18 protein-coding genes are annotated in these 18,059 nt (G+C 41.9%); 11 read left to right on the forward strand and 7 right to left on the reverse strand.

What is annotated here, in order from left to right:
• Positions 1–152: 152 nt before the first annotated feature.
• Both N8L33_RS01460 and pepC read left to right on the forward strand, forming a co-directional pair.
• A complete protein-coding gene (locus N8L33_RS01460) occupies positions 153–875 on the forward strand; it encodes a pseudouridine synthase (protein WP_261058105.1) in 723 nt (240 codons plus the stop codon).
• 111 nt (positions 876–986) lie between these two features.
• Positions 987–2,321 carry an aminopeptidase C gene (gene pepC / locus N8L33_RS01465; RefSeq protein ID WP_261058106.1) on the forward strand — a complete coding sequence of 445 codons (1,335 nt, stop codon included), beginning with the start codon at positions 987–989 and terminating at the stop codon, positions 2,319–2,321.
• 55 nt (positions 2,322–2,376) lie between these two features.
• Here the strand turns inward: pepC and N8L33_RS01470 are convergent, their stop codons facing one another.
• From N8L33_RS01470 to N8L33_RS01490, 5 genes are all read right to left on the reverse strand, one after another.
• Positions 2,377–3,288, reverse strand: a complete 912-nt coding sequence (locus N8L33_RS01470; protein WP_033676082.1) for a PTS system mannose/fructose/sorbose family transporter subunit IID — start codon at positions 3,286–3,288, stop codon at positions 2,377–2,379.
• 23 nt (positions 3,289–3,311) lie between these two features.
• On the reverse strand, positions 3,312–4,115 hold the full coding sequence (locus N8L33_RS01475; RefSeq protein WP_000022716.1) for a PTS mannose/fructose/sorbose transporter subunit IIC: 804 nt from the start codon (positions 4,113–4,115) through the stop codon (positions 3,312–3,314).
• Between the two features lie 25 nt (positions 4,116–4,140).
• The gene (locus N8L33_RS01480; RefSeq protein WP_000021970.1) at positions 4,141–5,130 is read right to left on the reverse strand and encodes a PTS sugar transporter subunit IIB; all 990 of its coding nucleotides are present in this window, start codon (positions 5,128–5,130) and stop codon (positions 4,141–4,143) included.
• A gap of 236 nt (positions 5,131–5,366) precedes the next feature.
• Positions 5,367–6,386, reverse strand: coding sequence for an alcohol dehydrogenase AdhP (gene adhP / locus N8L33_RS01485; RefSeq protein WP_261058107.1), 1,020 nt, complete (start codon positions 6,384–6,386; stop codon positions 5,367–5,369).
• Between the two features lie 329 nt (positions 6,387–6,715).
• Complete coding sequence (locus tag N8L33_RS01490; RefSeq protein WP_261058108.1) at positions 6,716–7,528, reverse strand: Cof-type HAD-IIB family hydrolase; 813 nt, start codon at positions 7,526–7,528, stop codon at positions 6,716–6,718.
• A gap of 189 nt (positions 7,529–7,717) precedes the next feature.
• Here N8L33_RS01490 and N8L33_RS01495 point away from each other — a divergent pair, with 189 nt between their 5' ends.
• The 6 genes from N8L33_RS01495 (at position 7,718) to folB (ending at position 13,803) form a co-directional block, all read left to right on the forward strand.
• Positions 7,718–9,136: an NCS2 family permease gene (locus N8L33_RS01495; protein ID WP_261058109.1), complete on the forward strand. Its 1,419-nt coding sequence runs from the start codon at positions 7,718–7,720 to the stop codon at positions 9,134–9,136.
• A gap of 104 nt (positions 9,137–9,240) precedes the next feature.
• Entirely contained in the window at positions 9,241–9,948 is a 708-nt protein-coding gene (locus N8L33_RS01500) for a CPBP family intramembrane glutamic endopeptidase (protein WP_261058110.1), read from the forward strand.
• Positions 9,949–10,112: 164 nt separating this feature from the next.
• Positions 10,113–11,090: a dihydropteroate synthase gene (gene folP, locus N8L33_RS01505; protein ID WP_261058111.1), complete on the forward strand. Its 978-nt coding sequence runs from the start codon at positions 10,113–10,115 to the stop codon at positions 11,088–11,090.
• 1 nt (position 11,091) lies between these two features.
• Positions 11,092–12,414 carry a bifunctional folylpolyglutamate synthase/dihydrofolate synthase gene (locus N8L33_RS01510; RefSeq protein WP_261058112.1) on the forward strand — a complete coding sequence of 441 codons (1,323 nt, stop codon included), beginning with the start codon at positions 11,092–11,094 and terminating at the stop codon, positions 12,412–12,414.
• Positions 12,395–12,949 (forward strand): GTP cyclohydrolase I FolE, encoded by a 555-nt coding sequence (folE, locus tag N8L33_RS01515; RefSeq protein WP_000380916.1) that lies wholly within the window; start codon positions 12,395–12,397, stop codon positions 12,947–12,949. Before N8L33_RS01510 ends, folE begins: the two co-directional genes overlap by 20 nt.
• 41 nt (positions 12,950–12,990) lie before the next feature.
• On the forward strand, positions 12,991–13,803 hold the full coding sequence (folB, locus tag N8L33_RS01520; RefSeq protein ID WP_261058113.1) for a dihydroneopterin aldolase: 813 nt from the start codon (positions 12,991–12,993) through the stop codon (positions 13,801–13,803).
• Between the two features lie 45 nt (positions 13,804–13,848).
• Here the strand turns inward: folB and N8L33_RS01525 are convergent, their stop codons facing one another.
• The gene (locus N8L33_RS01525; protein ID WP_000886035.1) at positions 13,849–14,166 is read right to left on the reverse strand and encodes a DUF960 domain-containing protein; all 318 of its coding nucleotides are present in this window, start codon (positions 14,164–14,166) and stop codon (positions 13,849–13,851) included.
• Positions 14,167–14,403: 237 nt separating this feature from the next.
• On the opposite strand from N8L33_RS01525, the gene ccpA reads away from it, so the two are divergent.
• Positions 14,404–15,414, forward strand: coding sequence for a catabolite control protein A (gene ccpA, locus N8L33_RS01530; RefSeq protein WP_001090627.1), 1,011 nt, complete (start codon positions 14,404–14,406; stop codon positions 15,412–15,414).
• 51 nt (positions 15,415–15,465) lie between these two features.
• Here the strand turns inward: ccpA and N8L33_RS01535 are convergent, their stop codons facing one another.
• Positions 15,466–16,428 carry an asparaginase gene (locus N8L33_RS01535; protein WP_261058114.1) on the reverse strand — a complete coding sequence of 321 codons (963 nt, stop codon included), beginning with the start codon at positions 16,426–16,428 and terminating at the stop codon, positions 15,466–15,468.
• 65 nt (positions 16,429–16,493) lie between these two features.
• On the opposite strand from N8L33_RS01535, the gene N8L33_RS01540 reads away from it, so the two are divergent.
• Positions 16,494–17,885: a Cof-type HAD-IIB family hydrolase gene (locus N8L33_RS01540; RefSeq protein WP_261058115.1), complete on the forward strand. Its 1,392-nt coding sequence runs from the start codon at positions 16,494–16,496 to the stop codon at positions 17,883–17,885.
• A complete protein-coding gene (locus N8L33_RS01545; RefSeq protein WP_261058116.1) occupies positions 17,882–18,049 on the forward strand; it encodes a hypothetical protein in 168 nt (55 codons plus the stop codon). Before N8L33_RS01540 ends, N8L33_RS01545 begins: the two co-directional genes overlap by 4 nt.
• The last annotated feature ends 10 nt before the right edge of the window (positions 18,050–18,059 follow it).

Genomic DNA, 18,059 nt, shown 5'->3' on the forward strand with positions numbered 1-18,059 from the left:
TTCCATATGATTCTTTCTAATGAGTTGTTTGATCGCTTTTCATTATAGGTCATATGGGACTTTTTTTCTACACAAAATAGGCTCCATAATATCCATAGGGGGTTACCCACTACAAATATTATAGAGCCCTTTTGATATGATATAATAGTTCTATGAGATTAGATAAATTTTTAGTTGCCTGCGCTGTGGGAAGTCGGACTGAGGTCAAAAACTTGCTCAAGGCTGGGCGAGTGACGGTAAATGGTAAAAAAGAGAAATCAGCTAAATTGCAGATTGATGAAGAAAGAGATGAGATTATCTTTGATGGGCAAGTGTTGGAGTATGAAGAGTTTGTCTACTACATGATGAACAAGCCCAAAGGAGTCATCTCAGCGACTGAGGATCCTAAGCACAGAACCGTTCTGGACTTGTTGGATGACTTGGCTCGGAGCAAGGAAGTTTTCCCAGTAGGACGCTTGGATATTGACACGCATGGTCTTTTGCTCTTGACCAATGATGGTCAGCTGGCCCATGCTCTTCTTTCGCCAAAGCGTCATGTGGACAAGACTTATCTGGCTCAGGTTAGGGGAATTATGACTCAAGAAGATGTAGAGACATTTGCCAAGGGAATTCCTCTCAAGGATTTTACCTGTCAGCCTGCTAAACTGGAGCTTGTGTCCATAGATACAGAAAAGAATCAAAGCAAAATCCGTGTGACCATTGCAGAAGGGAAGTTTCATCAGGTCAAGCGTATGGTGGCCTACTGTGGCAAGGAAGTAGTAGACTTGCAACGTTTGACTATGGGAACTTTAGTTTTAGATGAGAACTTGCAGCGAGGAGAATGGCGTCGCTTGACCAAGGAGGAATTGGAAAATCTTCTTGCTAGTATTGCTTAATTTGGTTTATATTCGAAAAAGGTGAGGGAGAATATCCTTGCCTTTTATGTTTTTCAGTTGCTTCCTTTGTGAAAAGAGTTATAATAGACTGTAGAATAAAAGGAGGAATCTATGAACGCGATTCAAAAATCATTTACTGATAAACTATTTGCCAATTATGAAGCAAATGTCAAATACCAAGCGATTGAAAATGCTGCCAGTCACAACGGAATTTTTGCAGCCCTAGAACGTCGCCAAAGCCATGTAGATAACACACCTGTTTTCTCATTGGATTTGACCAAGGATAAGGTTACTAACCAGAAAGCGTCTGGTCGTTGCTGGATGTTTGCGGCTCTCAACACCTTCCGCCACAAACTCATTTCTCAATACAAACTAGAAAATTTTGAGTTATCACAGGCCCACACATTTTTCTGGGATAAGTATGAAAAATCAAACTGGTTCTTAGAGCAAGTGATTGCGACTGCAGACCAAGAATTGACGAGCCGTAAGGTTAAATTCCTACTTCAAACACCTCAACAAGATGGTGGTCAATGGGATATGGTCGTTTCTCTCTTTGAGAAATACGGTGTCGTGCCTAAGTCAGTTTACCCTGAGTCTGTTTCATCTAGTAGCAGCCGTGAACTAAATGCCATTCTCAACAAATTGCTTCGCCAAGATGCTCAAATCTTGCGTGACTTGCTTGCTTCTGGTGCAGACCAAGCGACTGTTCAAGCTAAGAAAGAAGACCTCTTGCAAGAAATCTTTAATTTCCTTGCTATGTCATTAGGACTTCCACCACGTACATTTGACTTTGCTTATCGCGATAAAGATAACAACTACCAAAGCGAAAAGGGCATTACACCACAAGAGTTTTACAAGAAATATGTCAATCTTCCTCTAGAAGACTACGTTTCTGTTATCAATGCTCCAACTGCTGACAAGCCTTACGGCCAATCTTACACAGTTGAGATGTTAGGAAATGTGGTTGGTAGCCGTGCAGTTCGCTACATCAACGTGCCGATGGAGCGCTTGAAAGAATTGGCAATTGCCCAAATGCAAGCAGGAGAGACTGTTTGGTTTGGTTCAGATGTCGGTCAGCTCAGCAACCGTAAAGCTGGAATCCTTGCGACAGATGTTTATGACTTCGAATCAAGCATGGATATTCAACTCACTCAAGACAAGGCTGGACGTTTGGATTACAGCGAAAGCTTGATGACCCACGCTATGGTCTTGACAGGTGTGGACTTGGATGAAAATGGGAAGTCAACCAAGTGGAAGGTTGAAAACTCTTGGGGAGATAAGGTAGGTACAGATGGTTACTTTGTTGCCTCAGACGCTTGGATGGACGAATACACTTACCAAATCGTTGTCCGTAAGGAATTGCTGACAGCAGAAGAACAAGCTGCCTATGAAGCAGAACCAATTGTGCTTGCACCATGGGATCCAATGGGAGCCTTGGCCGAATAAAAGTATAGAAAAAAGGAATCAGATTTTAGAACCTGATTCCTTTTAAGTTGCTTGATTACATGATGTGAAGAACATGTGCCACAATACCCACTGCGAATAGTGCAAGGATAATAGTGATTGGAGATACTTTTTTCTTAAGCAAGTACATGCAAAGGAAAGTAAGGAGTAGTCCTGATAGTCCAGGGATCAACATATCCAAGTTTTGTTGGAAAGTAGTAACTTTTTCAGGTGTTTGAGACAATCCTTGTCCTACTTGTGCGAATGCTTCTTGAATACCTTTAGATCCTTCTGGCAATTTATCCCAATGGATATAAGCTTTTTCATCTAGTTGAACTTTGGCAACATCGAAAGCAAATTTAATATTTACCCAACGTTGAACAAGGACAGCAAGAATGAACATACCAAGGATAGAAGCTCCTTTAGTGATGTCTTGAAGGATACCGCCAGACATATCTTTAGTGATTTCTGATCCAGCCTTGTATCCAATCTCTTGTGTATACCACAAGAATGACATACGAATCAAGTTCCAAAGAACGAAGAAGAGGATTGGACCTAAGATATTACCAGTAAGGGCAAGTGAAGCACCGAGTGATCCAAGGATTGGGCGTACTGTAAACCAGAATACTGGGTCACCGATACCAGCAAGAGGTCCCATCATACCGATTTTAACCCCTTGGATAGCAGCGTCATCAATTTCAACACCGTTAGCACGTTCTTCTTCAAGTGCAAGAGTAACCCCCATGATTGGAGCGGCTACGTATGGGTGAGTGTTGAAGAACTCAAGATGGCGTTCAAGAGCAGCGATTTGATCTTCTTTTTTAGTGTAGAGTTTTTTAAGAGCTGGAATTAATGAGTAAGCCCAACCCAAGTTTTGCATACGTTCATAGTTCCAAGAACCTTGTAAGAAAGTTGAACGCCACCAAACTTTTTTACGATCTGATTTAGTTAATTGAAGTTTTTCAGTCATGATGTTTTCAGTCCTTTCTTATCTTAGTAGTCTTCTAGGATATCGCCGATTGGGTCGTTAGAAGTTGCGGCTCCTCCGCCACCGTTTCCACCAGTTTTAGAAAGGTGAAGGTAGATAAGAGCGATAGCAACACCGATAGCACCAAATCCGATTAGAGTAATATCTGACACGGCAGCAAGCACGAAACCGATAGCGAAGAATGGCCATACTTCACGAGTTGCCATCATGTTGATAACCATAGCGTAACCAACGGCAACGACCATACCACCACCGATAGCCATACCATCTTTGAGCCAATCAGGCATAGCATTTAGAATGCTTTGTACGGTTTCAGTTGGTACCATTAGAAGGAGTGCTGCAGGGACTGCAATACGAAGACCTTGAAGAAGAAGTGCGACAAAGTGAGCGCGTTCAACTGCTTTAAAGTCACCTTTTTTAGCAGAAGCATCAGCAGTGTGAACCAATCCGACAGAGAGTGTACGGACAATCATAGTCAAGAATAGACCAGCAACTGCAAGAGGGATAGCAACCGCTTGGGCAACACCGATACCTGTCTTAGTAAAGTCGCCACCAAGAACCATGATAATGGCAGCAGCAACAGAAGCAAGAGCAGCGTCAGGAGCTACGGCAGCTCCGATGTTAGCCCAACCAAGGGCGATCATTTGAAGAGAACCACCAAGGATAATCCCTGCTTCAAGGTTACCAGTAACAAGACCGATAAGGGTACAAGCTACGATTGGTTGATGGAATTGGAACTGGTCGAGGATACCTTCAAGGCCTGCTAGGAAGGCTACAACGACTACTAAAACCATAGAAATAATAGACATCTTTAAAATCCTTTCATAAAATCGATTATTGCACGTTTGCTTTGTTGATCAAGTCAAACAAATCTTTTTTCGTGTCGTTTGGTACTTTACGTACGTCAAATTCAACACCAAGGTCACGCATTTTTTCAAATGTAGCAACATCTTCTTTATCCATAGACAAAACGTTGTTGACCATTGTTTTACCAGTTGAGTGAGCCATTGATCCTACGTTAAGAGTTTTGATTGGCACGCCACCTTCGATAGCACGAAGAGCATCTTGAGGTGTTTCAAACAAGATAAGGGCATGTGTTTCTCCGAAGCGAGGATCTTTTGCAACGTCGATTAGTTTTTGGATAGGAACAACGTTTGCTTTTACTTTACCTGGAGCTGCTTGTTTAATCAATTCTTTACGTAATTCGTCTTTAGCTACATTATCTGAAGCAACGATGATACGGTCTGCTTTTGAATCTGGAGTCCAAGCAGTTGCAACTTGACCGTGAAGTAAACGAGTGTCTAGACGGGCAAGGTTGATTTTGAGTTTACCGTCTCCGATGACAGTTCCTTCTGGAATAGCAGCTTGGGCAACTGGAGCAGCTGCAGCGCTTGCTACTTCCTCAACTGGGTTTAGCTCTTCTGGAAGAGCTTTGATGCCATCTTTGGCTTCTTTAATGATATTCGCAGCGACTTTTTCTACACCTGCAGCAGCGTCCATAAGGCGCTCTGTGTAGGCTTGAATTAACATCGGTAAGTTAAGTCCTGTGATGATGGCAAACTTACGCTCAGGATTTTCTCCCATCACGCGGCTAGCTTGGTTAAATGGAGATCCACTCCAAAGGTCAGCCAAAACTAGAACCTCATCTTCTGCGTCAAATGCAGCAACAGCGTTATTAAACTTAGCGTATAGATCATCAGGACCTTCATTTGGCATAAAGGTTACAACTTGAACCTTTTCTTGTTCACCAAAGATCATAGATCCTGACTGATGAATACCCGCAGCAAATTCGCCGTGGCTCGCAATAATGATTCCGATACTCATTATTGTCATTCCTCCTTTTTGTTGTTTCAGTTTTCTTTTAAGAAAACTTTAAGACTTTTTAAGTATAAACCGTTTTCATCTAAAAATCAACTATTTGTCATAAAATAATTAAAAAGATTACATCTGAAAATGTTGATATATTGAGTTTTAGGGAAGTTTTTTTGAATCCTTATTTAAAAATTTAATATAAAAAAGTTGGAAGCGCATTCCAACTTTTAAAATAGGTTTCTAATAGATTAGTGGGTGAAATCAAGTACCATACGTCCTTGGATTTGCCCTTTTTCCATTTCATCGAAAATGGCTACGGCATCTTCTACTGGACGTTTTTGGACAATTGGAATTACCAAACCTTCTGCACCGAATTGGAAGGCTTCTTCCAAGTCTTTACGAGTTCCAACAAGAGAACCGATGACTTGGATTCCATCTAGAACGGTTTTGACGATACTGAGTTCCATCATTTCAGAAGGAAGACCGACAGCGACGACGCGACCACCGGCACGAACGGAGTCAACAGCCTGATTGAAGGCAACTTTAGATACAGCAGTTACGACAGCTGAATGAGCACCTCCATCAGTTTTTTCCTTGATGAGTCCTGGTACATCGTCAATTTCTAGTCCGTTAATAACGATATCCGCACCGACTTCTTTTGCAAGGGCAAGTTTGTCATTGTTGATATCAACCGCGATGACATGAGCATTGAATACTTTTTTAGCGTATTGAACAGCTAGGTTACCAAGCCCACCAGCACCGTATAGAACAACCCATTGGCCTGGTTCAACTTTTGCTTCTTTAATGGCTTTATAGGTTGTTACACCAGCACATGTGATAGAAGAAGCTTGGGCTGGATCAAGTCCGTCAGGAACTTTGACAGCATAGTCTGCAGTTACGATACATTGTTCAGCCATACCACCGTCTACTGAGTAGCCAGCATTTTTTACTGTACGGCAAAGAGTTTCACGGCCAGTTGTACAGTATTCGCAAGTACCACATCCTTCAAAGAACCAAGCAACGCTGACGCGGTCACCGACTTTAAGGCTTTTAACATCTGGAGCAATTTCTTTAACAATACCAACACCTTCGTGTCCTAGGACACGTCCTGGTACTTGACCAAAGTCACCATGGGCAACGTGGAGGTCAGTGTGGCAAACACCACAGTATTCAATCTCTACAAGTGCTTCTCCAGTTTCAAGTGGACGGAGTACTTTTTCTTCAATAGCAACACCAGTGCTTTCTGGATTTACAACAACAGCTTTCATAGCTATCCTCCTTGATATTAACTGAGAGCAGGAGAAACAGGACTGGATTGATTTTGTGTCAACAGAGTCGAGTATGACGAGCTCTCTTGTATTTATATGTGAAGTATATCACAAAAGAAAGCCTTTTCCAAGGTTTTGAAGGCAAAAAGTAGAACAATCGATTAACTGGTTGATGAGACTGTGAAAAGAGCACAAAGACCAGCTCGCAAGCTGGTCATACTCTTCGAAAATCTCTTCAAACCACGTCAGCTTCGCCTTGCCGTACTCAAGTACTGCCTACGGCTAGCTTCCTAGTTTGCTCTTTGATTTTCATTGAGTATCAGTATGGACTATAAGAATAAGTCTTGCAGGGTTTTGGCAACTCCGTCTTGGTCATTTGTCAAGGAAATTTGCTCATCTGCATAGGGGAGTAGCTCTGGGTTGGCATTTTTCATTGCATAACCTTTCCCAGCAAAAGCAAGCATTTCGGTATCATTGTGCTCATCTCCAAAAGCAATCAAATCTTTTTTGTCACGGTTCATTACCTTGAGCAAGTAGTCCAAAGCAAAGGCTTTATTGACTCCTTTTGGAGTACATTCAAGGATATTGAGCGGACCTCCCCAGGTATTGATAGAAAGTTGATGCTGGTAGAAGGCGTTCATTTCTTGTGCCAGAGCATACTTGTCACTGGCTCTGGTCTGCAACAGAATGCAGTTAGGGTCCTTGGTCACCAATTCAGGCTGAAATTGATCTTCAGGCTGGAAAGCTTCTACACCAAATAGTTTGGGATTGGCAATTTTTTCATTAGGATTTGTGATGTAGAATTTTTTACGGTATTCTCCAGCGATAAAATCGGCTTGAATGTCCTCTGAACGTCGAACCATGTCTAGCAGATATTTTTTGTCTACAGTCAAACACTTTTCAAAATCCCAAACTTGGTCTGGTAAATGAGTAAGGGAGCCGTTGAAATTAATCATAGGAGTGTTTAAGCCTAGTTCATGGTAAAAATCTTTTGACATGCGGTAAGGGCGCCCTGTCGTAATAATAATCTGATGGCCTTTTTCAGCAACTTTTTTAATAGTTTCTTTGGTAAAGTCAGAAATTTGACTGTCCGAGTTGAGCAGGGTTCCATCCAGGTCAACTGCAATAATTTTTTTCGTCATAGGGACCTTTCTAGTGTCTTTTCAGATAAGATGTCTACTATTATAACAGAAAGCAGGCAGAAAAGCAGATTCGAAACAAAAAAAGAAATTTCATCAAATTCTTAAATAAATCAAACAAAGATATTGAAAAAGTGAATGATAAATGATATAATTCTATTATTGTTCGTAAAAATTAAAAGGAGATTGATAATGGACAAATTATTTAAACTAAAAGAGAACGGTACAGACGTTCGTACAGAGGTTCTCGCTGGTTTAACAACTTTCTTTGCAATGAGCTATATTCTCTTTGTAAACCCACAAATTCTTTCGCAAACTGGAATGCCTGCTCAGGGTGTATTCCTCGCAACGATTATCGGTGCAGTTGCTGGTACCCTGATGATGGCCTTCTACGCCAACTTGCCATATGCTCAAGCGCCAGGTATGGGACTCAATGCCTTCTTTACCTTTACAGTTGTATTTGGACTCGGTTATTCTTGGCAAGAAGCCCTAGCTATGGTCTTCATCTGTGGAATTATCTCATTGATTATTACCTTGACAAATGTTCGTAAAATGATCATTGAATCGATTCCGAATGCTCTTCGTTCAGCTATTTCAGCTGGTATCGGTGTCTTCCTTGCCTACGTAGGTATTAAGAATGCTGGGCTTTTGAAATTCTCTATCGATCCAGGAAATTATACGGTTGCAGGAGAAGGAGCTGACAAGGCTCAAGCAGCGATTACAGCAAATGCTTCAGCAGTTCCAGGATTGGTCAGCTTTAATAATCCAGCTGTTTTGGTGGCTCTTGCAGGACTTGCTATTACTATCTTCTTTGTCATTAAAGGGATTAAAGGGGGAATTATCCTCTCTATCTTGACAACAACTGTTCTTGCTATCGCAGTTGGTTTGGTAGATTTGTCTAGTATCGATTTTGCTAATAACCATGTTGGTGCAGCCTTTGAAGACTTGAAGACAGTCTTTGGTGCAGCTCTTGGTTCAGAAGGTTTGGGAGCTTTGATTTCAGATACAGCTCGCTTGCCTGAAACTCTGATGGCAATTCTTGCCTTCTCGTTAACAGATATTTTTGACACAATTGGTACCTTGATCGGTACGGGTGAAAAAGTTGGTATCGTAGCGACAAATGGTGAAAATCACCAATCAGCTAAGTTGGACAAGGCTCTTTATTCAGACTTGATTGGTACTTCAATTGGTGCCATCGCAGGTACTTCAAACGTAACGACTTATGTTGAATCTGCTGCTGGTATTGGTGCAGGTGGACGTACTGGTTTAACAGCCTTGGTTGTAGCTATCTGTTTTGCGATCTCAAGCTTCTTTAGTCCATTTCTAGCGATCGTACCAACAGCCGCTACAGCTCCAATCTTGATTATCGTTGGAATTATGATGTTGGCTAGCTTGAAAAATATCCATTGGGACGATATGTCTGAAGCAGTTCCTGCTTTCTTCACATCTATCTTTATGGGATTCAGCTACTCTATCACTCAAGGGATTGCAGTTGGTTTCTTGACTTACACTTTGACTAAGCTTGTTAAAGGTCAAGCTAAAGATGTTCATGTCATGATTTGGATTTTGGATGCCTTGTTTATCCTTAACTACATCAGCATGGCACTATAAATGCTATAATATAAAAAGGGGTTCTCCCCTTTTTATATTATAGTTACTTGAAAATTGCTTCAAACTAGGTAGGTGATTTTGATTGAATGGTAGGAGTATGATTGATGATAAAAAAGAATATTTGGGGTGAAGTATTAAACCGGGGGAAGTGGTTAATAATCTTTCTAGTAGGGCTTTTGTTTTCTCAGTTTCCTTTAGCCCTAGCAACTTTTCTAATTAGCAGAAAATTTCCACTGCTTCAAACGGGACTATTAGTAGGGGCCTTATCTCTTGTGGTTTTAACTGTATTTATAATAGGTGCTAGGAAAACACAGTTGGCTAGTTTTGGTTTATCGTTTTTCAAGGCTAAGGATTTGGCTAGATTGGCCTTAAGCTATCTAGTGATTCTTGCCTTTAATATTCTTGGTGTGGTCTTACTGCGTTTGATGAATGAAACAACAACCAGCAATCAATCAAATATTAATGATTTGATCCAGAATAGTTCGTTAATTTCCAGTTTTTTCTTACTGGTTCTAATAGCTCCTATTTGTGAGGAGATTTTATGTCGAGGTATAATTCCTAAAAAGATTTTTAGAGGAAATGAAAATTTGGGATACATAATAGGTGCAATTGTATTTGCTTTGCTGCATCTACCAACAAATCTGCCTTCTCTTTTAATCTATGGTGGCATGTCATCGGTTTTAACGTGGACTGTCTATAAAACCCAACGTTTAGAAATGTCTATCTTACTTCATATGATTGTTAACGGAGTAGTCTTTTGCTTGTTTGCACTTGTGATTATTGTTAGTAGAACCTTTGGTGTGCCTATTTAAGGTTCTCTACTTTAAAAGTTAAGGGCAATATTTTAAAAATGGGAGAAATGGTTCTGCTAATGGAAGCAATTTTTCTTGAGGGAGAAATTGCCTCCTTCAACTGTGAAAAAGATGAATGCAATCGTGTCCATCTTTTTCTTTTTATGGTAAAATAGAGAAATAATATGGTGAAAAGCCTTGAGGGAGTGACCGATATGTCAATTAAAGCCAATCATGCAAAGACAGCTATTTGCGGAATTATCAATGTAACCCCAGACTCCTTTTCGGATGGTGGTCAATTTTTTGCTCTTGAGCAGGCACTCCAGCAGGCTCGTAAATTGATAGCAGAAGGAGCCAGCATGCTAGATATCGGTGGAGAATCAACTCGGCCGGGAAGAAGTAGCTATGTTGAGATAGAAGAGGAAATCCAGCGTGTTGTTCCAGTGATTAAAGCGATTCGCAAGGAAAGTGATGTCCTCATCTCTATTGATACTTGGAAGAGTCAGGTAGCAGAGGCTGCTTTGGTTGCTGGTGCCAATCTAGTCAATGATATCACTGGCCTCATGGGTGATGAAAAAATGGCCCATGTGGTAGCTGAAGCGAGAGCGAAAGTGGTCCTCATGTTTAATCCAGTCATGGCACGACCTCAGCACCCTAGCTCGCTCATCTTCCCTCATTTTGGCTTTGGTCAAGCTTTTACAGAAAAAGAGTTAGCTGACTTTGAAACATTGCTAATCGAAGAGTTGATGGAGACTTTCTTTGAACGAGCACTAGCGAGAGCAGAGGAAGCTGGTATTGCACCAGAAAATATCCTGCTGGATCCAGGGATCGGCTTTGGTCTGACCAAGAAAGAAAATCTGCTTCTTTTACGGGATCTGGATAAACTACATCAGAAAGGCTATCCAATCTTTCTTGGAGTGTCGCGCAAGAGGTTTGTCATCAATATTCTTGAAGAAAATGGTTTTGAAGTCAATCCTGAGACAGAACTTGGTTTCCGCAATCGAGATACGGCTTCGGCTCATGTAACCAGTATCGCTGCGAGGCAGGGTGTAGAAGTGGTGCGCGTGCATGATGTAGCTAGTCACAGGATGGCAGTTGAAATTGCCTCCGCCATTCGTCTGGCTGATGAAGCGGAAAATTTAGATTTAAAACAATATAAATAAGATGAAAGAAATTGAAAACAATCAGTGGATTGCTAACTACCGGACGGATCGACCGCATTTTGGCTTGGAACGAATGGTGGAACTGTTAGCTTTGCGTGACAATCCCCATCTCAAACTCAAGGTCATCCATATCGGAGGGACCAATGGCAAGGGCTCAACCATTGCTTTTTTGAAAAATATGCTGGAAAAGCTAGGCCTGAGAGTTGGTGTGTTCAGCTCGCCCTATCTCATTCATTACACAGACCAGATTAGCATCAATGGGGAATCTATCCCAGAGGCTAGACTAGAAGCCCTCATGGCAGACTATCAGTCTTTGCTTGAAGGAGAATTGGCTGCCAATTTGCAGGGGACAACTGAGTTTGAGATAATTACAGCTCTAGCTTATGATTACTTTGCCTCTGAGCAAGTAGATGTGGCCATCATGGAAGTTGGTATGGGAGGACTTTTGGATAGTACCAATGTTTGCCAGCCCATTTTGACAGGAATTACAACTATAGGATTGGACCATGTAGCCCTACTTGGTGATACTTTGGAAGTCATAGCAGAGCAGAAGGCTGGTATTATCAAACAAGGTATTCCTTTGGTAACAGGTCACATTGCTCCAGAAGCGCTGGCTGTGATTGACTCTATTGCAGAAGATAAAAATGCGCCGAGACTTGCCTATGGGAAAGATTATCAAGTTAGTCACCAAGAGAGTGTGGTGACAGGGGAAATTTTTGACTATGCAAGTGCTGTCAGACAAGGTCGTTTCCAGACTGGTTTGCTTGGTTTGCACCAGATAGAGAATGCTGGGATGGCCCTAGCTTTACTTGATACTTTTTGTCGAGAAGATGGACGAGAGTTACCAGCTAATACTTTGATTGCTCAAGCCTTGGAAGAAACAAGGTGGCCAGGGCGTTTGGAGGTTGTGTCTCGAGACCCCTTGATGATTTTGGATGGAGCCCACAATCCCCATGCTATCAAGGCTTTATTGACAACCTTGCAAGAACGCTTTGCGGATTATCATAAGGAGATCCTCTTTACCTGCATTAAAACCAAGGCCTTGGAAGATATGTTGGATTTGTTGGAGGAAATCCCAGATGCAGAGCTAACACTGACACATTTTGACGATAGTCGGGCGACTGATGAAAGCGTGCTGAAAGAGACAGCCCAGTCTAGAAATCTCAGCTACCAAGGTTGGCAGGATTTTCTAGAGCAGAAATTGACAGATAAAAAAGAAGAGAAACAAACAGTTAGGATTGTCACAGGTTCCTTGTATTTCTTGAGCCAAGTGAGAGCTTATCTGATGGAGAGGAAAAACGAGAATGGATACACAAAAGATTGAAGCAGCTGTAAAAATGATTATCGAGGCTGTAGGAGAGGACGCTAACCGCGAGGGCTTGCAGGAAACACCTGCTCGTGTAGCCCGTATGTACCAAGAAATTTTTTCAGGTCTTGGTCAAACAGCGGAGGAACATTTGTCAAAATCCTTTGAGATTATTGATGACAACATGGTAGTAGAAAAGGATATCTTTTTCCATACCATGTGTGAACACCACTTCTTGCCATTTTATGGTAGAGCGCACATTGCCTACATTCCAGATGGTCGTGTGGCAGGCTTGTCTAAGCTAGCCCGTACGGTTGAAGTTTATTCTAAAAAACCACAAATTCAAGAACGGTTGAATATCGAAGTGGCCGATGCCTTGATGGACTATCTGGGTGCTAAGGGAGCCTTTGTTGTCATTGAGGCGGAACATATGTGTATGAGCATGCGTGGTGTCAGAAAACCAGGCACTGCAACCTTGACGACAGTAGCTCGTGGTTTATTTGAAACAGATAAGGACCTCCGAGACCAGGCTTATCGTTTAATGGGACTATAAAAAAATCCGCTTTAAGCGGATTTTTCTAGAAAGGACTAGTTATGGATCAACTGCAGATTAAAGATTTGGAAATTTTTGCCTATCATGGTCTTTTTCCTAGTGAGAAAGAATTGGGGCAGAAGTTTGTTATTTCCGCAATCCTATCCTATGATATGACCAAGGCGGCGACAGATTTGGATTTAACAGCCTCTGTCCATTACGGAGAATTGTGTCAGCAGTGGACGACATGGTTTCAGGAAACAACTGAGGACCTGATTGAAACGGTAGCTTACAAATTGGTAGAACGTACTTTTGAGACCTATCCTCTTGTCCAAGAAATTAAGCTGGAACTGAAAAAGCCTTGGGCACCAGTTCATTTGCCGCTAGATACTTGCTCTGTAACCATCCATCGCCGCAAGCAACGGGCCTTTATCGCCCTAGGAAGTAACATGGGATATAAGCAAGCGAATTTGGAGCAAGCCATTGACAAACTGCGAGCTCGTGGCATCCATATTCTCAAAGAGTCCAGTGTCTTAGCGACGGAGCCTTGGGGTGGAGTGGAGCAGGATAGTTTTGCCAATCAAGTGATCGAGGTGGAAACCTGGCTACCAGCACCAGTCTTGTTAGAAACCTTGTTAGCTATTGAGGCAGAAATGGGACGGGTGAGAGAAGTGCATTGGGGACCTCGTTTGATTGATTTGGACTTACTCTTTGTGGAGGAGCAGGCCATTTACACAGACAACCTCATCCTGCCTCATCCTTACATAGCGGAACGCCTTTTTGTTCTTGAGTCTCTACAAGAAATTGCGCCTCATTTTATCCATCCGACATTAAAGCAACCTATCCGCAACTTGTATGATGCTTTGAAAAAATAGAAAAAACTCTAGTTTTCAGTCGCTAGTAACTGAAGGCTAGAGTTTTTAAAATAGGTCATTTTCTTCTGGGAGAAGGATAGTTTCTCTACCATCCATATCTAAAACCAGGACTCTGGGGGGATAAAGAGGGTCAAAAGGATGGTTAAAGTCAAAATCAATAGCTGTAGGGAGGTGTTGGCTTGAAAAGTGGAAGGTAATCTTTCCTTGGTTATTAAGCAATTGAAACTCGAGTTCTTCTTCCAATTCAAAGACATTTTTTAAGAAATGGTCGATGATATACCAAAAAGAGTCAATGACATCATCAGGCAAGCTGGTAACAATGCCAAAACTAGCAGAGCGCATGTGGGTATTAGTAAAAGCCATATCTCTACCCCCTTTCTTTTCCCTTATCATACAGCAAATAGGATTAAAAATCAAGAAAAGGTAATTTTTTCTTCATAAACATAGCTTTCTATGAAATTTTTTTCAAACAATCTTCAAAAAATACTTGAAAGTGTTTACAAATAGTGATAAAATGGAATAAGTGGAATCATGAAAACGAAATTTTCATACCGTCTCTTTTTTGGAGTCTCGTGAGGTATGATATAGAAAGGAAATGGAATGAATACAGACGATACAGTAACGATTTATGATGTCGCCCGTGAAGCAGGAGTTTCAATGGCGACGGTTAGCCGTGTAGTCAATGGCAATAAGAATGTAAAAGAGAATACTCGTAAAAAAGTGCTTGAGGTGATTGACCGTTTGGATTACCGTCCAAATGCAGTGGCGCGTGGTCTTGCAAGTAAAAAGACAACCACTGTCGGTGTTGTGATCCCCAATATTACCAATGGTTATTTCTCAACGCTTGCCAAAGGGATTGATGATATTGCTGAAATGTACAAGTACAATATTGTCCTTGCTAATAGTGATGAGGATGATGACAAGGAAGTTTCAGTGGTTAATACACTGTTTTCTAAGCAAGTGGATGGTATCATTTTTATGGGCTACCACTTGACTGAAAAAATTCGTTCAGAGTTTTCTCGTTCTCGAACACCAGTTGTTCTTGCAGGAACTGTGGATGTAGAACATCAGCTTCCAAGTGTCAATATTGACTACAAACAAGCAACGATTGATGCAGTAACCTACCTTGCTAAAGAAAATGAGCGCATTGCTTTCGTTAGCGGTCCATTAGTGGATGACATCAATGGTAAGGTTCGTTTGGTTGGCTACAAGGAAGCCTTGAAAAAAGCAGGGATTTCTTATAGCGAAGGCTTGGTATTTGAGTCTAAATACACTTATGAAGACGGTTATGCCTTGGCAGAACGCTTGATTTCATCAAACGCAACTGCAGCAGTTGTAACAGGTGATGAGTTGGCAGCAGGTGTCTTGAACGGCCTTGCTGATAAGGGTGTATCTGTGCCAGAAGAGTTTGAAATCATTACTAGTGATGATTCACAAATCTCACGCTTTACCCGTCCAAACTTGACAACTATTGCCCAACCTCTTTATGACCTTGGCGCCATTAGTATGCGTATGTTGACTAAGATTATGCACAAGGAAGAGTTGGAAGAACGTGAAGTTCTCTTACCTCATGGTTTGACAGAACGTCGCTCAACACGAAAACGTAAATAGAAAAAATCAGGGAATCGTGCAGATTTCCTGATTTGTTTTTAGAGAAGAGGTTTAGCCTTCCATATAGTCTTTCAAAGCCTGTCCTGTTAGTCCGGCATTGAGGGCAATGAGGAGTTTCAAACGGGCTTTTTGGGCGTTGAGTTCTTTAACAAAGAAGACACCAGATTTTTGCAACTGCACGCCCCCACCTTGGTAGGCATAAACAGGCTCAGCGATACCGTTAAAGCATCGTGAAACCAGGGCGACTGGGATTCCTTTTTGCAGAAGGTTTTCTAATTTTTGAGCCGTTTCTTTGGGAACATTACCAGCTCCGAAGGCTTGGATAATCAAACCATCCAATTGTTCCAAATCCAGCATATCAATCAGCTCATCTGTCATACCAGCATAAGCAGAGATGATAGGGACTAATCCTTGTATGTGATCAAGGTCAAAGCGAACACGAGGTTCAGCTGTTTTGAAGTAGAGGATTTCCTGTTTCATAATCAGACCAAGTGGCCCGTGTGTTGGAGTCTGGAAGGTGCTGACGTTGGTTGTATGCGTTTTGGTAACATACTTGGCAGCGTGGATTTCATCGTTCATGACGACTAAAACCCCTTTGTCAGCAGCCTTGTCATCGCTAGCCACCCTTAAAGCACTCAGATAGTTATAAACACCGTCACTACCGAGTTCGTTGGAGCTGCGCATGGCACCTGTTAGAACGATAGGCATATGGGGGACTTCCATGGTATCAAGGAAATAGGCTGTTTCCTCTAAAGTATCGGTTCCGTGTGTAATCACCACCCCATCGTAGTTATCTGCTTCCTCTTTAATTTTCTGGTAGAGAGCCAGCATATGCTTGGGTTTGATATGGGGGCTTGGCAGGTTAAAAAAGTCCAAGGCGTGGACTTGGATTCCTTCAAGTGGGTTGGACACATGATTCATGGGATTATCGGAACTCGTCACAACAGCGCCAGAGGCATCGGCTTGCATGGAAATAGTTCCACCTGTATGTAAAACAAGGATTTTCTTAGGCATGATTTACTCACTCTTTCTGAAATGTGGTATAATCATTGTATCACAAAAGGGGAGATTGGGATAGGATGGAAGTCAAAGCTGTTTTTTTTGATATCGATGGAACCTTGGTTAACGATCGCAAGAGTGTTTTGAAATCCACTAAGGACGCGATTAAGATCGTCAAAGAACAAGGGGTACTGGTTGGCGTAGCAACAGGACGAGGACCTTTTTTTGTTAAGGAATTGATGGACGATTTGGATCTGGATTTTGCGGTAACCTACAATGGCCAGTATATCTTTAATAAAGACAGAGTCTTGTTCACGAGTCCTATTTCCAAGTTACACTTGCGCCAGCTAATTACTTATGCTAAAAAAGAGGGCAAGGAGATTGCCCTAGGGACCAAGGATGCCATGTTGGGTTCCAAAATCATGTCCTTTGGTCTGGGTTCTTTTTCCCAACGAATCAGTCGCTTCGTTCCCTCAGTTTTAACTCGGACAGTGAGTCATTCCTTTAATCGTATGGTCAGCAAGGTTGTTCCCCAAAAGGAAGAAGACCTGCTTCATCTGATGAATCAGCCTATCTACCAAGTTTTGATGCTGATGACGCCAGAGGAATCTGAGAAGGCGGCAGCTGATTTTGAAGATTTGAAATTGACACGTAGCAATCCATTTGCTGCGGATGTCATCAATCAAGGAAATTCTAAATTGGAAGGTATTCGTCGAGTTGGGAAAGAATATGGTTTTGATCTAAACCAAGTCATGGCCTTTGGTGACTCAGATAACGACCTAGAAATGCTTGCAGGTGTTGGTATGTCGGTCGCTATGGGAAATGGTAGTAGCAGTGTTAAGGAAGTTGCCAAGCATATCACAACCAGCAATCAGCAAGACGGAATCCACAAGGCCTTGGAACATTTTGGTGTTTTGGCTTCAGAAAAAGTTTTTGTCAGCCGCGACTATCATTTCAATAAGGTCAAGACCTTCCACCACATGATGGATGAACGTACCCAAGAAGAACCTCGAGCTTGGGATTTAGAAGGTGCAACCCATAGGGCTGGCTTTAAAATAGAAGAATTGGTGGAATTTGTTCGGGCTGCCAGTCCTTCTGAAGAGGATTTTGGTCACGCTTTATCGCAACTTCATCAGGCCCTTGATAAGGCAGCAGATAAGGTAGCCAAGAAGACGCCTGCCCAGCAAGATTTGGTAGGGCAGGTGGATGCCTTGATTGATACGCTTTACTTTACTTACGGTAGTTTTGTCTTGATGGGGGTGGACCCAGAACGTATTTTTGACATTGTCCATCAAGCCAATATGGGGAAAATTTTTCCAGATGGCAAGGCTCATTTTGATCCAGTGACCCACAAAATCTTAAAACCAGATGATTGGGAAGAAAAATATGCTCCAGAACCCGCGATTAAAAAGGAACTGCAGCGCCAGCTCAAGGCTTATGAACGCCATAAAGAGAGAAATAATACTCAATGAAAATCAAAGAGCAAACTAGGAAACTAGCCGCAGGTTGCTCAAAGCACTGCTTTGAGGTTGTAGATGAAACTGACGAAGTCAGCTCAAAACACTGTTTTGAGGTTGTAGATGAAACTGATGAAGTCAGCTCAAAACACCGTTTTGAGGTTGCAGATGGAAGCTGACGTGGTTTGA

This window comes from Streptococcus mitis (assembly GCF_946188695.1).
GTDB classification, from domain to species: Bacteria; Bacillota; Bacilli; order Lactobacillales; family Streptococcaceae; genus Streptococcus; species Streptococcus mitis_DF.

Bases quoted from the DNA above. Each gene is read 5' to 3' on its own strand.
- N8L33_RS01490 (WP_261058108.1), bottom strand. From the start codon at position 7,528: ATGACGAAAAAAATTATTGCAGTTGACCTGGATGGAACCCTGCTCAAC.
- folP (WP_261058111.1), top strand. From the start codon at position 10,113: ATGGTGAAAAGCCTTGAGGGAGTGACCGATATGTCAATTAAAGCCAAT.
- N8L33_RS01480 (WP_000021970.1), bottom strand. From the start codon at position 5,130: ATGAGTATCGGAATCATTATTGCGAGCCACGGCGAATTTGCTGCGGGT.
- folB (WP_261058113.1), top strand. From the start codon at position 12,991: ATGGATCAACTGCAGATTAAAGATTTGGAAATTTTTGCCTATCATGGT.
- N8L33_RS01545 (WP_261058116.1), top strand. From the start codon at position 17,882: ATGAAAATCAAAGAGCAAACTAGGAAACTAGCCGCAGGTTGCTCAAAG.
- N8L33_RS01495 (WP_261058109.1), top strand. From the start codon at position 7,718: ATGGACAAATTATTTAAACTAAAAGAGAACGGTACAGACGTTCGTACA.
- N8L33_RS01535 (WP_261058114.1), bottom strand. From the start codon at position 16,428: ATGCCTAAGAAAATCCTTGTTTTACATACAGGTGGAACTATTTCCATG.
- adhP (WP_261058107.1), bottom strand. From the start codon at position 6,386: ATGAAAGCTGTTGTTGTAAATCCAGAAAGCACTGGTGTTGCTATTGAA.
- N8L33_RS01460 (WP_261058105.1), top strand. From the start codon at position 153: ATGAGATTAGATAAATTTTTAGTTGCCTGCGCTGTGGGAAGTCGGACT.
- N8L33_RS01475 (WP_000022716.1), bottom strand. From the start codon at position 4,115: ATGTCTATTATTTCTATGGTTTTAGTAGTCGTTGTAGCCTTCCTAGCA.
- ccpA (WP_001090627.1), top strand. From the start codon at position 14,404: ATGAATACAGACGATACAGTAACGATTTATGATGTCGCCCGTGAAGCA.
- N8L33_RS01510 (WP_261058112.1), top strand. From the start codon at position 11,092: ATGAAAGAAATTGAAAACAATCAGTGGATTGCTAACTACCGGACGGAT.
- N8L33_RS01470 (WP_033676082.1), bottom strand. From the start codon at position 3,288: ATGACTGAAAAACTTCAATTAACTAAATCAGATCGTAAAAAAGTTTGG.
- N8L33_RS01540 (WP_261058115.1), top strand. From the start codon at position 16,494: ATGGAAGTCAAAGCTGTTTTTTTTGATATCGATGGAACCTTGGTTAAC.
- N8L33_RS01500 (WP_261058110.1), top strand. From the start codon at position 9,241: ATGATAAAAAAGAATATTTGGGGTGAAGTATTAAACCGGGGGAAGTGG.
- folE (WP_000380916.1), top strand. From the start codon at position 12,395: ATGGATACACAAAAGATTGAAGCAGCTGTAAAAATGATTATCGAGGCT.
- N8L33_RS01525 (WP_000886035.1), bottom strand. From the start codon at position 14,166: ATGGCTTTTACTAATACCCACATGCGCTCTGCTAGTTTTGGCATTGTT.
- pepC (WP_261058106.1), top strand. From the start codon at position 987: ATGAACGCGATTCAAAAATCATTTACTGATAAACTATTTGCCAATTAT.